The sequence below is a fragment of the Paracoccus stylophorae genome (assembly GCF_028553765.1).
GTDB classification, from domain to species: domain Bacteria; phylum Pseudomonadota; class Alphaproteobacteria; order Rhodobacterales; family Rhodobacteraceae; genus Paracoccus; species Paracoccus stylophorae.
The window spans coordinates 3,315,143-3,329,351 of sequence record NZ_CP067134.1; the positions used below are offsets into that span (position 1 = coordinate 3,315,143).

The window sequence follows — 14,209 nt, forward strand, 5'->3', positions numbered from 1 at the left end:
GGCATCGCACCCGCTTGACCCCGCGCGCACCGCGTTGTCACCTGCCGGCATCACAAGACAGGTGCGCCATGCAGGACACGCCCCGCCTTCGGACCGTCGCCGGCATTCCGGTGCTGTTCGTAATGGCCGCCGAACCCGAATACGGCCCGGCCCTGCGCGCGCGGATCGCGCCGCTGATCACCGGCGTCGGCCCGGTCGAGGCGGCGGTGCAGCTGACCGCGGCGCTGGCGCGGATGCCCACGCCGCCGCGCCTGATCGTGTCGCTGGGATCGGCGGGGTCGAACCGGCTGACGCAGGCCGCCATCTATCAGGTCGGCGCGGTCGCCTATCGCGACATGGACGCGACCGCGTTGGGGTTCGCGGCGGGGGTGACGCCGTTTCTGGACCTGCCCGCACGGATCGATCTGCCGCACCGTATCCCCGGCCTGCCTGCCGCCAGCCTGTCCACCGGCGCCAATATCGTCAACGGGCCGGACTATGCCCGCATCGCCGAGGACATGGTGGATATGGAAACATTTTCCCATCTGCGCGCGGCCCAACATTTCGGCATCCCGCTGATCGGGCTGCGGGGTATCTCGGACGGGGTGGCCAGGCTGCGCGGGCTGATGGACTGGACCGAGTATCTGCATGTCATCGACGACAGGCTGGCCGATGCAGTCGATGCGCTGGACGCGGCCCTGCGCGACGGCAGCCTCAGCCCCTGACCGGCCCGCGCCTTGTCCTTCCGCGCCCAAGCGCCTACACCGCTGATCCGGGGACAGGGGACGGCAGGCTGAGATGGCACGCGGCACGCGCACGCTTGAGGACAGGCCCACAAGCAAACGGGTTGGGGCATTGCGGTCGTTGTGGCCGTTCGTGCGCCCCTATCGCATGCAGGTCGCGCTGGCGCTGGTGGCGCTGGTCCTGACATCGGGGATCAGCCTGATCCTGCCGCTGGCCGTGCGCCGCGTCGTGGACAATTTCGACGACGGTGCGGGGCTGCTGGACGAATATTTCGGTGCTGCGCTGATCATCGTCGCGCTGCTGGCGCTGGGCACCGCGGCGCGGTATTATTTCGTGACCCGACTGGGCGAACGCGTGGTGGCCGATATCCGCAAGGCGGTGTTCGCCCGCGTCATCACGCTGAGCCCCGGTTTCTTCGAACGCATCATGACCGGCGAGATCCTGTCGCGCATCACCACCGACACCACGCTGATCCAGTCGGTGATCGGATCGTCGCTGTCCATCGCGCTGCGCAACATGCTGATCCTGGCGGGGGGGATGGTGCTGCTGGCCGCGACCTCGCTGAAGCTGATGGGGCTGGTGCTGCTGATCGTGCCGGCGATTCTTGTGCCGATCATCGTTCTGGGACGGCGGCTGCGCAGGCTGTCGCGCGCCAATCAGGACTGGATCGCCGCATCCTCGGGGGCGGCGTCCGAAAACCTGCTGTCGGCGCAGACCGTGCAGGCCTATACCCACGAATCGCGCAGCATCGCGCAGTTTGATACGGTCACCGAACGGTCCTACGACGTGGCGCTGCGGCGGATCGGCACGCGCGCGCTGATGACGGCGATCGTGATCTTTCTGGTCTTCGCCGGAGTGATCGGCGTGCTGTGGATCGGCGCGCGCGACGTGCGCGAACAGGCGATGACGGCGGGCCAGCTGGTGCAGTTCGTGATCTATGCGATCCTTGTCGCCGGCTCGACCGGCGCGCTGTCCGAGATCTGGGGCGAGTTGCAGCGCGCCGCCGGTGCGACCGAACGGCTGGCCGAGCTGCTGACGGCCGAGGACGCGCTGGCCGATCCCGCCGATCCGGTGCCCCTGCCCCGGCCGGTCCGCGGCGCCATCGCGCTGAAAGGGGTCAGTTTTCATTATCCCTCGCGCCCCGATGTCTCGGCGCTGGAGGGCGTGGACCTGACCATCCGTCCCGGCGAGACGGTTGCGCTGGTCGGCCCCTCGGGCGCGGGCAAGACGACGGTGATCCAGCTGATCCAGCGGTTCTGGGACCCGGGCACGGGCCAGGTGACGCTGGACGGGATCGACCTGCGCGACATGCGCCGCGACGATTTCCGCCGGGCGATGGCGCTGGTGCCGCAGGACCCGGTGATCTTTGCCGCCTCGGCGCGCGAGAATATCCGTCTGGGCCGCCCCGAGGCCCCCGATGCGCGGGTCGAGGCGGCGGCGCGCGCCGCCCATGCCCATGATTTCATCGCCGCGCTGCCGGACGGATACGACACGCCGTTGGGCGAGCGTGGGGTGATGCTGTCGGGCGGCCAGCGTCAGCGCATCGCCATCGCCCGCGCAATCCTGCGCGATGCGCCGGTGCTGCTGCTGGACGAGGCGACCAGCGCGCTGGACGCGGAATCCGAGGCGCTGGTGCAGACCGCCGTCACCCGCCTGTCCCAGGGCCGCACGACCGTCGTCGTCGCGCACCGGCTGGCCACGGTGAAGAAGGCCGACCGCATCGTCGTCTTCGATCGCGGCCGCATCGTGGCGCAGGGCAGTCACGATGCGCTGGTGGCCGAGGGCGGGCTGTACGCCCGGCTGGCGCGGATGCAGTTCACCGACGGCCAGGAACCCGCACGCGCGACCGCCGCCGGCTGACCCGGATCATTTCGGCGCGGCATAGACGGCGGCCCAGAACCTGGTCTTGCCGTCCGCCCCGATCGCATGACCGATGCCGTAATCGCGCACATGCGGGATGGTGATGTTGTCGCGATGGCCCTGCGAGGCGTTCCATTCCGACAGCACCCGCGACAGATCGAACGGGCCTGCGGCGATGTTTTCAGCCGTCAGAAGGGGGGCATAGCCGCGCGCCTTCACGCGCGGGCCGGGGCCGCTGGACTTGCTGCCGCGATGCGTCATCAAGCCCCGCCCCGCCATGTCGCAGGCATGTTCGGCGGCGACCTGCGCCAACAGCATGTTCGGCCGCACCGGGGGCAGCCCGGCGCTGCTGCGCACCGCATTGGTGGCCTGCGCGCCCACGGCGTTCTGCGTCGCAGAGGGCTGGACGCAGACCGCGGCACCCGGCGCCGTGGCCTGCACATCGTGGGGATCGCGCGCGGCCCCCGGCGCGGTGTGCCCGCCGCAGGCGCCCAATGCGACACAGCACAGCAACGCGCCGATGCGGTGATGAAAGATCGTCATGTCCGTTCCCCGACCCTTTGACTCGCGGTCGACGCTAGAGGCCGCCAAATCGAAAAACAACCACAAGTTGTCGACAACTTTAGCCATCGGCGAACCATTGCCCGTGACAGCCTGCGCGTGCGGATGTCTGCCGCCCCCCCTGTCCCGGCGAAGAATCGCCTGCCCGTTGACAGCCGCGCCGCTCTGTCACCAAATGGATGGGTGGTGGCGACGAATCCCGCCGCAAACCCCGGCCTGGCTGCTGCGTCGGGCAGGCGTGTCAGACCGGACAACCGAAGAGGAAGAACGATGCGCTATACGATCAGCGGAAAACATATCGATGTGGGCGACGCGCTCAGGACTCATGTCGAGACCGAACTGGGCGAGACTGTGATCAAGTATTCGCAGCGACCGACCGACGCGACGGTGACATTTTCCCGCGATGCGCATCAGTTCCTGTGCGACGCCGTCGTGCATCTGTCCACCGGCCTGACCGTCCAGGCCAAGGGCGTCGCGACCGAGATCTATGCCGCCTTCGAAGCCTGCCGCGAGAAGATGGACAAGCAGCTGCGCCGCTACAAGCGCCGGCTGAAGGACCACCACAAGGATCGTTCGGGGCCGGTTGAATTCGGTCAGGCCGGTATATATGTGCTGGCCGCCGACGAGGATGAGTGGGAATCGCAGGACAGCGGTTTGCAGCCGATCATCATCGCCGAGATGGAATCGCGCGTGCCGACCCTGTCGGTCGGCGATGCGGTCATGCAGATGGAACTGGCCGGCGCGCCCCTGCTGGTCTTCCGCAACGAGAAACATGGCGGCGTGAACGTCGTCCACCGCCGCGACGACGGCAATGTGGGGTGGATCGACCCGCGCGGAAACGGCTGACGCCGGATCGCGGCGCGCCGTGGAACCGGGCTGCCTTCTGGGGTCGCGCCCGCGCGCGCGCCCCCGAGGGCACACAGCTTAGGAAAGACCCATCAAGATGCAACTCAGCGAGATTCTGAAGCCCGGGGCCGTGCGGTCCTTGGCTCAGGTGACATCGAAGAAGCGGTTGTTTCAGGAACTGGCGGATCTGGCCAATGCCGAATACCGGCTGAACCCGTCCGAGGTTCTGGACGCCTTGCAGGAACGCGAAAGCCTGGGGCCGACCGGGGTCGGACAGGGCGTCGCGCTGCCCCATGCCCGGCTGCACGGGCTGGACAAGGTGGTGGGTCTGTTCCTTCGGCTGGAAAAGCCGCTGGATTTCGACGCGGTCGACCGCAAGCCCGTCGATCTGATATTTGCGCTGCTGGCGCCCGAATCCAGCGGTGTGGATCACCTGAAGGCGCTGGCGCTGGTCTCGCGCACGCTGCGCGACGGCGATCTGCGCACCAAGCTGCGCGCCAACGACAATCCCGCGGCGCTGCATGCGGTGCTGTCGGCCGCGCAGGGCATCAAGGCGGCCTGAGACGGTTTGAATCGGGGCGATTCGGTCCTATAGTGACCGTTTGCCGACCTGGGGAGGGCCGAAGATGACCAAACATATCAGCGATCAGCCGCGCCGCCATACCGGATCGCGCCTGCGCGAATACACAAGGCAGGAACGCGAATCCGGCACCCATCCCGCCATCGCGTTCCTTCGCGCGCGACCGAAGACTCGAAATGAGGAAAACCGCAAGATCGCGGAATATGCGCGCATCGAACGCGGCAGACTGACCTGAGCGTCCGGCCCGCGCCGCACAGGGCGGCGCGGGCCGGTTCCGGGCGGATGTGCGGGCTTACGCGCGCACCAGCCGTTCGTAGTCTTCCGCGATGCCGCGCGTGGTCTGGCCCACCTGAAAGTTCCAGTCGCCGATCTGGCCGACCGGCGTGACCTCGGCTGCGGTGCCGGTCAGGAAACATTCCTGAAACGCCTCAAGCTCTTCGGGCCGGATGCGGCGTTCGTGGACGGTGATGCCCTTGTCCTTCAGCATCTGCACGATGGTCTGCCGGGTGATGCCGTTCAGGAAACGGTCGGCCATCGGCGTATGCACCTCGCCGTCCTTGACGAAGAAGATGTTGGCGCCCGTCGCCTCGGCGACATAGCCTTCCCAGTCCATGAACAGCGCATCCGAACACCCCTTGGCCTCGGCCGCGTGCTTGGACATGGTGCAGATCATGTAAAGCCCGGCGGCCTTCGCGGCGGTCGGGATCGTGTCGGGGCTGGGGCGTTTCCACTTGGCCACGTCCAGCTTGGCGCCCTGCATCTTGGCGTCGCCGTAATAGCTGCCCCATTCCCATGCGCAGACCGCCATCCGCACCGGGTTTCCCTTGGCCGACACGCCCATGTCGGGCCCCGATCCGCGCCAGGCCAGCACGCGCAGATAGGCGTTTTCAAGCCCGTTGGCCTTCAGCACCGCCTCTTTCGCGGCGTCGATCTCGTCGGCGCTGTAGGGGATCGGCATGTCCAGCAGGCGACCCGATTCGATCAGCCGCAGCGAATGTTCGTGACCCTTGAAGATCTTGCCGTCATAGCACCGCTCGCCCTCGAAGACGGAACTGGCATAGTGCAGCGCGTGGGTCAGGATATGCACCTTCGCGTCACGCCATTCGACCAGTTCCCCGTCCAGCCAGATCTTGCCCTCGCGATCGTCATAACCCGCCGTCATCCTTGTTCTCCATCCGGTTCGGAGTTTGCACATCTTGCGCAACGCCGCCCGAAACCGACCTTTTTGTTGCGCCAAGCCCTTGACGGCTAGCAACGCAATCTTGGAAAGTCAACAAGACTGCCCTATCAGGCGCAGCAGGCACGGAAAAGGAAAGTCGCGGATGCAGGAAAAGGCGCGCGTTCAGCAGATGATGGGCGAGGATCTGCTGTTTCTCACCGACGATCAGCTGCGCCGGGGGATCGAGGCGATGTTCTTTGCCTATCGCGCCTTTACCGCCGATCCCGACCTGATTCTGGCGGATCTGGATTACGGGCGCGCCCATCACCGCGCGCTGCATTTCATCCACCGAGAGCCGGGCCTGACCGTCACCTCGCTGCTGGCGGTGCTGGGCGTGACCAAGCAATCGCTGAACCGGGTTCTGCGCACGCTGATCGCGGACCAGCTGGTCGAAAGCCGGGTCGGACGCCGCGACCGGCGCGAACGGCAGCTTTTCCTGACCGACAAGGGCAGCGCGCTGGAACGGCGCCTGTCCGAGGCGCAGCGCGCGCGGATGCGCGCCGCCTATCGCAAGGCGGGGCCGCAGGCGGTGGCGGGCTTTCGGCAGGTGCTCGAGGCGATGATGGACCCCGAGACGCGGGCGCAGTATCAGGCGATGAAGGATTTGCCGGACGAACCGTGAGGCCACGCCATGAGCACGCAGGACAGCCATATCCTGATCGTCGACGACGATGAGCGGATTCGCGCCCTGTTGGGCCGCTTCCTGCGCCGCAACGGCTTTCTGGTGACGATGGCGCGCGATGCGGCCCAGGCACGCCGGCTGCTGGCCGGGCTGGAGTTCGATCTGATCGTTCTGGACGTGATGATGCCGGGCGAGGACGGCATCGCACTGACCCGCGCGCTGCGCGAGCGGCTGGACACGCCGATCCTGCTGCTGACCGCGAAGGGCGAGACCGAGGATCGCATCGCCGGGCTGGAAAGCGGCGCCGACGACTATCTGCCCAAACCCTTCGAGCCGCGCGAATTGCTGTTGCGGATCGGGGCGATCCTGCGCCGCGTGCCGGTGGCCGAGGTGGCGCAGCCGAAATTCCTCAGCCTCGGGATGCTGCGCTATGACACCGAAAAGGGCGAGTTGTGGCAGGGCGAGACCCCGTTGCGGCTGACCGGCACCGAACAGGCGCTGCTGCGGCGACTGGCGGCCAGCCGCGGCCAGCCGGTCAGCCGCGCCGACCTGATCGAGGATCTGGGCCGCGGCGGCGCACAGGGCGACGAGACGGAAAATTCCGAACGCGCCATCGACGTGCAGATCACCCGGCTGCGCCGCAAGCTGGAACCCGACCCGAAAGAGCCGCGCTTTCTGCAGACCGTGCGCGGCACCGGCTATATGCTGGTCGTCGACTGATCTTGCCCGCCGCGCCTGCGCAGCCTAGCCTGCGCGCCGATGACCGCAGATCCGACATATCGGGGAATCGCGCTGGACGCCGCCACCGCGCTGGCCCTGCTGGAATGGCAGGCCGAGATGGGCGTGGACGAACCCATGCTGGACGCACCCGTGGACCGCTTCGATCTGGCCGCGCGCCTCAAACCCGTCGCGCCGATCCAGCCCTTGCAGATGGAGCCAGCCGCGCAGGCCCCGGCGCTGCTGCCGGGCCTGCCCGACGACACCGCCGCCCGCATCGCCGAGGCCGAGGCGCTGGCCGCGGCGGCCGACAGTCTTGATTCGCTGGCCGCCGCGCAAGAGGCGTTCGACGGGATCGAGCTGAAAAAGGGGGCGCGCAATTTCTGTTTTGCCGACGGCAACCCCAAGGCGCGGGTGCTGATCCTGGGCGAGGCGCCGGGCGACGAAGAGGATCGGCAGGGCCGTCCCTTTGTCGGCCGCGCGGGGCAGTTCCTGGACCTGATGTTCGGCGCGATCGGCCTGTCGCGCACGGCGACCGACGCCGAAAAGGCGCTGTATATCGTGAACGTCCTGAGCTGGCGTCCGCCCGGCAATCGCGACCCCGATGCGGATGAAATCTCCGTGAGCATGCCGTTCGTGCGCCGCCATGTCGAACTGGCCGGCCCCGATCTGATCGTGCTGATGGGCAACACGCCGTGCCAGGCGGCGCTTGGCCGGCGCGGCATCCTGCGGCTGCGCGGCCAGTGGACGCAGGCTTTCGGACGCCCTGCCCTGCCGATGACGCATCCCGCCTATCTGCTGCGCAACCCGCCGGCCAAGCGCGAGGCATGGGCCGATCTGCTGTCGCTGGCCGACCGGCTGGAAAGCCTTTCCGTCTAGGGTTCGTTCCCGCATCATGCGGGGGTTCGAACAAGAACCCACGGGGCCGGCCGCAATGCGCTTTCTGTTCCGCAGCCTGTCGGGGCTGTTCATCGCCTTTCTGACACTGGGCCTGCTGTTTCTGGCGGGATTCCAGCTGTGGCAGGCGACGGTGGACGCGGACGGGCCGCCTGCCGCGCGGGGTGCGGGCGAACAGGTCTATACCGCGCGCCTGCTGACGGTCAGCCCGCAGACGGTGCAGCCGGTCATGCAGGTCTTCGGCACGGTGCAGTCGCGCCGCCGGCTTGAACTGCGCGCGGGCGCGGCGGGCCAGATCGTGCATCTGGACCCGGCCATGCAAGAGGGCGGGCAGGTCAGCGCCGGTCAGCTTCTGGTGCGGATCGACCCGGCATCGGCGCAGGCCGCCCTGGACAACCGGCTGGCGGCGCGCGACGACGCGCAGGCAAGCCTGGGCGATGGCGGCGCAACGTGCAGGTCGCCGCCGACGATCTGGCGGCCGCCGAACGTCAGGCCGAACTGCGCCGCGCGGCACTGGACCGTCAGCAATCCCTGGCCGAGCGCGGCCTTGGCACCAGCGCCGACCGCGAGACGGCGGAACTGGCGGTCTCGGCCGCCGAACAGGCGGTGATCGCCGGGCGTTCGGCGCTGGCCTCGGCGGAAAGCGCGGTCACCGCTGCCCAGAACGCGCTGCGCCGGGCCGAGATCGACCTGTCCGAGGCGCGGCGCGAACTGGCCGATACCCAGATCCGGGCGGGTTTCGCGGGCCGCGTCACCTCGGTCACGGCGGTCGAGGGCGGGCTGGTCGGCCTGAACGAACAACTGGCCGAGATCATCGACCCCGACGCGCTGGAGGTGCAGGTGCCGCTGTCGCTGGACCAGTTCACGCGCCTGCTGGCCGGGGGCGGGCGGCTTGCGGATCGGCCCGCGACGGTGGTGCTTGCCGGCTCGGCCGGGCGGCTGACCGCGCAGGCGCAGCTTGATCGCGCCGCCGCGTCGGTCGCCGAAGGCAGCGCCGGCCGGATCGTCTTTGCCCGCATCCGGTCGGGGGGCGAGGCCCTGCGCCCCGGCGATTTCGTCAGCGTCGAGATTGCCGAACCCGCCATCCCGCAGGCCGCGCAGATCCCCGCCGCAGCCCTTGGGCCTGACGGCACGGTGCTGGTCGCCGATGCAGATGGGCGGCTGACCGCGACGCCGGTCGACGTGCTGCGCCGGCAGGGCGACGACATCGTCATCACGGTGACGGCCGCGCTGAATGGTTCCCGCATCGTGGCCGAGCGTGCGCCGCAACTGGGCACCGGCATCCGCGTCCGCGATGCCGCGGCCCCTGTGCCCGCGCAGGATCAGCAGGCGCGCAATCGCCGGGGGCCGGGCAATGGCTGACGGGCGCGGCCTGCTGTCGGTCTTCACCCGCCACCGGACGCTGGCCCATCTGGTGATGGCGGTGATGGTGGTCGGCGGGCTTTACGCCGCCCCGCAACTGCGCGCGCAGTTCTTTCCCGACACGGTGGTGCAGGAAATCGACGTCGTGCTGCAATGGGACGGCGCCGGCCCCGAGGATGTGGACCGGTCGATGATCGCCGTGCTGGAACCCGCGCTGATGGGGGTCGAGGGCGCGGCGCTGACCACCTCGCGCGCGGTGCAGGGCGGCGGCGAGATCGAGGTCGAGTTCGAGCCGGGCTGGGACATGTCGCGCGCCAAGGCCGATGTCGAGGCCGCGATCGCGGGCGCGGGCGATCTGCCCGAAGGCGCCGAAGACCCCGAGATCCAGCGGGTCTCGTGGCGCGACCGGGTGGCCGATGTGGTCATCTCGGGGCCGGTCGGTCTGGACCAGCTTGCCCGCATCGCGGACGATTTCGTCAACCGGCTTTACGCCGAGGGCATCACCCGGCTGTCGATCAGCGGCATCGCCGCCCCCGAGGTTCTGGTCGAGGTGCGGATGGCCGATCTGGTCCGCCACGACGTCACGCTGGAACAGATCGCCGAGATCGTGGGCGCGGCGGCCTCGGTCAGGCCGGCGGGCGACGTGGCCTCGGGCGCGGCGCGGGTGCGCACCGGCGCCGAGACGCGCGACCCGGCCGCCGTCGCCGCGCTGCTGCTGACGGCGCGGCCCGACGGCACGCAGCTGCGCGTGGGCGACGTGGCCCATGTGCGGCTGTCGGGAATGGATCGCAACACCGCCTATTATGTGAACGGCGAGCCTGCGGTGATGGTGCGGGTGCAGCGCAGCGCCCTGGGCGATGCCATCGGCATGCAGCGCACGGTCGAATCGGTGGTGGAACGGCTGGAACCGTCCCTGCCCGCAGGCGTGGGGATCGAGCTGGTCCGCGCGCGGGCGGAACTGATCGCCGCGCGGCTGGAATTGCTGCTGGACAACGCCGCGATGGGGCTGGGGCTGGTGCTGGGGCTGCTGTTTCTGTTCCTGAACGCGCGCACCGCGCTGTGGGTCGCGGCGGGGATACCGGCCGCATTGCTGGGGGCGGTGGCGATGATGCACGCCACCGGCATGACGCTGAACATGATTTCGCTGTTCGCGCTGATCCTGACGCTTGGGATTATCGTCGACGATGCCATCGTGGTGGGCGAACACGCCGATTATCGCGCCCGCAAGCTGGGCGAGCCGGCCGTGATCGCCGCCGAGCGTGCGGCAAGGCGGATGGCCGCGCCGGTCGTGTCCTCGACCCTGACCACGATCATCGCCTTTGCCGCGCTGATGGCCATCGGCGGCCGGTTCGGCGACATGATCGTGGACATTCCCATGACCGTGATCCTGGTCCTGACCGCGTCGCTGATCGAATGTTTCCTGGTCCTGCCAAGCCACATGGCCCATGCCCTGACCCGCGCCGCGCGCCGCAACTGGTATGACCGCCCCTCGCGGCTGGTCAATGCCGGGCTGGACTGGCTGATCGCGCGGCTGCTGCGGCCGCTGACCATCTGGGTGCTGAAGCTGCGCTATCCGGTGATGGCGGGGACGATCCTGCTGTTTTCCTGGGCAATCTCGTCGCTGATGACGGGGCAGGTGCCGTGGCGCTTTTTCGATGCGCCGGAACAGGGCAGCGTGGCGGGCAATTTCGCCATGCTGCCCGGCGCCACGCGCGCCGACACGATCCGGGTGATGAACGGGGTGCAGGCGGCCGTGGACCGCGTCGCCGGCGAATACGAGGCCGAATACGGCATCAACCCGGTCACCCACGCCATGACGATGATCGGCGGCAATTCCGGCCGGCCGCTGCCGGGCGCCGACACCAAGGACCCTGATCTTCTGGGCGCGATCCAGATCGAACTGATCGACCCGGATTTCCGGCCCTATTCCAGCTTTGAACTGGTCGCCGCGCTGCAAGAGGCGATGCCAAGCGATCCGCGGCTGGAAACGATCAGCTTTCGCGGCTTCCGGTCGGGGCCGGGGGGCGATGCGATCTCGGTGCGCATGACCGGGGCCGAGGCGCAGCGGCTGAAGGATGCGGCCGAGGCGCTGAAGCTGCGCCTGTCGGACTTTCCCGAAGTCTCGGCGCTGGAAGACAGCATGTCCTATGACAAGGACGAACTTGACCTGCAACTGACCGCGCAGGGCAAGGCCCTGGGCTTTACCACGCAGACGCTGGCGCGCGAGCTGCGCCAGCGTCTGGCCGGGATCGAGGCCGCGACCTATCCGGTCGGCACCAGAACCGGCGCGATCCGGGTCGAACTGCCCGAGGATGAACGGCGCGGCGACTTCCTGGACCGGATGATGATGCGCACATCGTCGGGTCAGTGGGTGCCGTTGGGCGATATCGTGACCGTGGGCACCAATGCCGGGTTTTCGGTCATCCGGCGCGAGAACGGCGAACGGATGATCTCGGTCACCGGCGACATCTCCGACGACGATCCCGCCCGCGCCGCCGAGATCAAGCAGCGTCTTGAGACCGCGATCATGCCGGATATCGCGGCCGAATACGGCATCAACTTCGAAACCACGGGGCTGGCCGAACAGGAACGCGAATTCCTGGGCGACGCCGCCACCGGATTCGCGCTGGCGCTGATGGGCATCTACATGGTGCTGGCCTGGATCTTTGCCAGTTGGGCGCGGCCGCTGGTGGTGATGTCGGTAATCCCCTTCGGTCTGGTCGGGGCGGTCTGGGGCCATTACCTGTGGGACCTGCCGATGTCGATGTTCTCGATCGTCGGCCTGATCGGCATGTCGGGGATCATCATCAACGATTCCATCGTCCTGATCTCGACCGTCGATGAATACGCACGCGACCGGGGCCTGCGGCCGGCCATCGTCGATGCGGTCTGCAACCGGTTCCGTCCGGTCCTGCTGACAACGGCGACCACTGTTCTGGGACTGGCGCCCCTGCTGTATGAGCGGTCGTCGCAGGCGCTGTTCCTGAAGCCCACAGTCGTCACGCTGGCCTATGGGCTGGGGTTCGGCATGGTGGTCGTGCTGCTGGCGGTGCCGGCGGTTCTGGGCATCGGGGCCGATATCGGGCGGGCGCGGGCGGGGCTGCGGCGCGGGCTGCGCGCGCCGGCCCTGCGCGGGCCGGTCAGGCTGGGCATCGGGCTGGGCGGGCTTGCCTTTCTGGCGATCCTGCCGCCTGCGACGCTGCTGCCGGCGACGGGGATCGCGATGCCGGAGTGGTGGCCGGTCGCGCCTTCGCAGGCAACGGCGCTTGGCTGGTATGTGCTGGCGTTGCTGGCGGTCGTCCTGCTGGTCGGTGCGATCAGCCTTGCGGGTCGCATCCCTGCATCTCGACCGCGCCATCCGGCCCGATCAGCGTGATCCGCAGATCCCGCACGTCCAGATCGAAGGGCCGGGCCGTGGGCGGAATGAAATCAGCCGTTGCGCGCAGAAACTCTGCCTCGGGCGTCAGGCTGGGCCACGAGACCCAGATCTCGGGGTGATCGGCCAGTTCCATCACCGCGATGTCGGTGTCGGATTGCGGCAACAGCGCGCTGAGCCGCATCCCGTCCTCGATCCCGGTCACGACGCAGGCGGGCTGCTGCGGCACGCGGCGCGGCACGGCCTCCATCGCGGCCTGGATGGCCGGATCGGGCACCCGCGCCGGATCGGGGGCCTGCACCGCGACATGGGCGGGCACGCAGATCTGTTCGCACAGCCCGAAATCCACCGTCGCAGCCAACGTCACCGGCTGGCCCGGATCGACCGGGCGCGCGGTGAAGGGCAGCACCAGCAGGTCGTGATAGCCAAGCGTCATGTCGTCGCCCGACCGGATCGCCTCGGGCGCGGGCCAGTGGAAGGTGACATCGGCCAGGTTGGCCGAACCCTGCCAGTCGAAGCTGGGCGGCAGCCCGCTGTCGCCGGGGCTGCGCCAATAGGTCTTCCAGCCCGGTTGCAGCCGCAACTGCAACGCGGAAATCCGGTTGCCCTGCGGATCTGTCCAGCCCGGCAGCAGCCGCGCCGAATCGAGGCCGGGCGGCAGATCGCCGGCCGCAGCGTGCAGGCTGCCGGCCCAAAACACCGCGACGGCAAGGGCGAATGCGTGTCTCATGCCAAGTTGCATAGACGTGCCGGCCGCCCGCCCCAAGTCACAAAAGCGCTGGCCCCTTGCAACAATCGGCCCGAGCGCCGATCTTGAGGGAAAGGAGGCACGATGAGCAGCAGCCCCGATCACACCCAGGACGACAGCGATACCGGCAATCTGACCGGCAAGATCCTGATCGCCATGCCCGGCATGACCGATCCGCGCTTTCAGCGCTCGGTCGTGCTGGTCTGTGCCCATTCCGAGGAAGGCGCGATGGGGCTGGTGCTGAACCGGCCTTTGCCCGAGATCGATTTCGGCGATCTTCTGGAACAGCTTGGGATCGAGACCGACGGCACCGCCCGCCAGATCGAGGTGCGTTTTGGCGGCCCGGTCGAGCCGGGACGCGGCTTCGTGCTGCACAGCGTTCCCGAACATGGCGACGACCCCGAAGGCCGGCTGCGCATCACCGGCGCGCTGGCGATGACCACGACCCGCGACATCCTTGAGGATCTGGCGCATGGCGAAGGCCCCGAATCGGCGATCCTGGCGTTGGGATACGCCGGATGGGGACCGGGACAGCTGGAAGACGAGATGTTGCAGAACGGCTGGCTGACCGGCGACGGGGCGGAAGAGCTGATCTTTGGTGCCGATCACGACGGCAAATGGCCGCTTGCGCTGCGCGCCCAGGGGATAGACCCGTCGCTGCTGTCACCCTCGGCCGGTCGCGCCTGAGCGCGGCGCGC

14 protein-coding genes are annotated in these 14,209 nt (G+C 68.5%); 11 read left to right on the forward strand and 3 right to left on the reverse strand.

The window, feature by feature from the left end; translation table 11 throughout:
- Positions 1 to 68 precede the first annotated feature (68 nt).
- Complete coding sequence (locus tag JHW45_RS16460; protein WP_272858662.1) at positions 69 to 704, forward strand: 5'-methylthioadenosine/S-adenosylhomocysteine nucleosidase; 636 nt, start codon at positions 69 to 71, stop codon at positions 702 to 704.
- Between the two features lie 73 nt (positions 705 to 777).
- On the forward strand, positions 778 to 2,583 hold the full coding sequence (locus JHW45_RS16465; RefSeq protein WP_272858663.1) for an ABC transporter transmembrane domain-containing protein: 1,806 nt from the start codon (positions 778 to 780) through the stop codon (positions 2,581 to 2,583).
- Between the two features lie 6 nt (positions 2,584 to 2,589).
- On the opposite strand, the gene JHW45_RS16470 is transcribed toward JHW45_RS16465, so the two are convergent.
- Positions 2,590 to 3,126, reverse strand: a complete 537-nt coding sequence (locus tag JHW45_RS16470; RefSeq protein ID WP_272858664.1) for a CAP domain-containing protein — start codon at positions 3,124 to 3,126, stop codon at positions 2,590 to 2,592.
- A 288-nt stretch (positions 3,127 to 3,414) separates the two neighbouring features.
- Here JHW45_RS16470 and hpf point away from each other — a divergent pair, with 288 nt between their 5' ends.
- From hpf to JHW45_RS16485, 3 genes are all read left to right on the forward strand, one after another.
- Positions 3,415 to 3,990 carry a ribosome hibernation-promoting factor, HPF/YfiA family gene (gene hpf / locus JHW45_RS16475; protein ID WP_272858665.1) on the forward strand — a complete coding sequence of 192 codons (576 nt, stop codon included), beginning with the start codon at positions 3,415 to 3,417 and terminating at the stop codon, positions 3,988 to 3,990.
- Between the two features lie 97 nt (positions 3,991 to 4,087).
- A complete protein-coding gene (locus JHW45_RS16480) occupies positions 4,088 to 4,552 on the forward strand; it encodes a PTS sugar transporter subunit IIA (RefSeq protein WP_272858666.1) in 465 nt (154 codons plus the stop codon).
- 64 nt (positions 4,553 to 4,616) lie between these two features.
- Complete coding sequence (locus JHW45_RS16485; protein WP_272858667.1) at positions 4,617 to 4,805, forward strand: hypothetical protein; 189 nt, start codon at positions 4,617 to 4,619, stop codon at positions 4,803 to 4,805.
- 57 nt (positions 4,806 to 4,862) lie between these two features.
- On the opposite strand, the gene JHW45_RS16490 is transcribed toward JHW45_RS16485, so the two are convergent.
- Complete coding sequence (locus JHW45_RS16490; RefSeq protein WP_272858668.1) at positions 4,863 to 5,732, reverse strand: branched-chain amino acid aminotransferase; 870 nt, start codon at positions 5,730 to 5,732, stop codon at positions 4,863 to 4,865.
- A gap of 160 nt (positions 5,733 to 5,892) precedes the next feature.
- On the opposite strand from JHW45_RS16490, the gene JHW45_RS16495 reads away from it, so the two are divergent.
- From JHW45_RS16495 to JHW45_RS16520, 5 genes are all read left to right on the forward strand, one after another.
- Entirely contained in the window at positions 5,893 to 6,411 is a 519-nt protein-coding gene (locus JHW45_RS16495) for a MarR family winged helix-turn-helix transcriptional regulator (protein WP_272858669.1), read from the forward strand.
- Between the two features lie 9 nt (positions 6,412 to 6,420).
- Positions 6,421 to 7,131: a response regulator gene (locus JHW45_RS16500; RefSeq protein WP_272858670.1), complete on the forward strand. Its 711-nt coding sequence runs from the start codon at positions 6,421 to 6,423 to the stop codon at positions 7,129 to 7,131.
- 39 nt (positions 7,132 to 7,170) lie between these two features.
- Positions 7,171 to 8,007, forward strand: coding sequence for a uracil-DNA glycosylase (locus JHW45_RS16505; protein ID WP_272858671.1), 837 nt, complete (start codon positions 7,171 to 7,173; stop codon positions 8,005 to 8,007).
- 468 nt (positions 8,008 to 8,475) lie between these two features.
- A complete protein-coding gene (locus tag JHW45_RS16515) occupies positions 8,476 to 9,387 on the forward strand; it encodes an efflux RND transporter periplasmic adaptor subunit (RefSeq protein WP_473087552.1) in 912 nt (303 codons plus the stop codon).
- Positions 9,380 to 12,763, forward strand: a complete 3,384-nt coding sequence (locus tag JHW45_RS16520; protein WP_272858673.1) for an efflux RND transporter permease subunit — start codon at positions 9,380 to 9,382, stop codon at positions 12,761 to 12,763. Before JHW45_RS16515 ends, JHW45_RS16520 begins: the two co-directional genes overlap by 8 nt.
- Here the strand turns inward: JHW45_RS16520 and JHW45_RS16525 are convergent.
- A complete protein-coding gene (locus tag JHW45_RS16525; protein WP_272858674.1) occupies positions 12,705 to 13,493 on the reverse strand; it encodes a protein-disulfide reductase DsbD domain-containing protein in 789 nt (262 codons plus the stop codon). The two genes, JHW45_RS16520 and JHW45_RS16525, sit on opposite strands and share 59 nt — an antisense overlap.
- A 102-nt stretch (positions 13,494 to 13,595) precedes the next feature.
- Between JHW45_RS16525 and JHW45_RS16530 the strand changes: the two genes are divergently transcribed.
- Positions 13,596 to 14,198 (forward strand): YqgE/AlgH family protein, encoded by a 603-nt coding sequence (locus tag JHW45_RS16530; RefSeq protein WP_272858675.1) that lies wholly within the window; start codon positions 13,596 to 13,598, stop codon positions 14,196 to 14,198.
- Positions 14,199 to 14,209: the final 11 nt, after the last annotated feature.

What these genes read in the sequence shown, in the direction of transcription:
- JHW45_RS16520 (WP_272858673.1), top strand. Translation starts at nt 9,380, where the DNA reads ATGGCTGACGGGCGCGGCCTGCTGTCGGTCTTCACCCGCCACCGGACG.
- JHW45_RS16525 (WP_272858674.1), bottom strand. Translation starts at nt 13,493, where the DNA reads ATGAGACACGCATTCGCCCTTGCCGTCGCGGTGTTTTGGGCCGGCAGC.
- JHW45_RS16500 (WP_272858670.1), top strand. Translation starts at nt 6,421, where the DNA reads ATGAGCACGCAGGACAGCCATATCCTGATCGTCGACGACGATGAGCGG.
- JHW45_RS16465 (WP_272858663.1), top strand. Translation starts at nt 778, where the DNA reads ATGGCACGCGGCACGCGCACGCTTGAGGACAGGCCCACAAGCAAACGG.
- JHW45_RS16505 (WP_272858671.1), top strand. Translation starts at nt 7,171, where the DNA reads ATGACCGCAGATCCGACATATCGGGGAATCGCGCTGGACGCCGCCACC.
- JHW45_RS16480 (WP_272858666.1), top strand. Translation starts at nt 4,088, where the DNA reads ATGCAACTCAGCGAGATTCTGAAGCCCGGGGCCGTGCGGTCCTTGGCT.
- JHW45_RS16485 (WP_272858667.1), top strand. Translation starts at nt 4,617, where the DNA reads ATGACCAAACATATCAGCGATCAGCCGCGCCGCCATACCGGATCGCGC.
- JHW45_RS16490 (WP_272858668.1), bottom strand. Translation starts at nt 5,732, where the DNA reads ATGACGGCGGGTTATGACGATCGCGAGGGCAAGATCTGGCTGGACGGG.
- JHW45_RS16495 (WP_272858669.1), top strand. Translation starts at nt 5,893, where the DNA reads ATGCAGGAAAAGGCGCGCGTTCAGCAGATGATGGGCGAGGATCTGCTG.
- JHW45_RS16530 (WP_272858675.1), top strand. Translation starts at nt 13,596, where the DNA reads ATGAGCAGCAGCCCCGATCACACCCAGGACGACAGCGATACCGGCAAT.
- JHW45_RS16460 (WP_272858662.1), top strand. Translation starts at nt 69, where the DNA reads ATGCAGGACACGCCCCGCCTTCGGACCGTCGCCGGCATTCCGGTGCTG.
- hpf (WP_272858665.1), top strand. Translation starts at nt 3,415, where the DNA reads ATGCGCTATACGATCAGCGGAAAACATATCGATGTGGGCGACGCGCTC.
- JHW45_RS16470 (WP_272858664.1), bottom strand. Translation starts at nt 3,126, where the DNA reads ATGACGATCTTTCATCACCGCATCGGCGCGTTGCTGTGCTGTGTCGCA.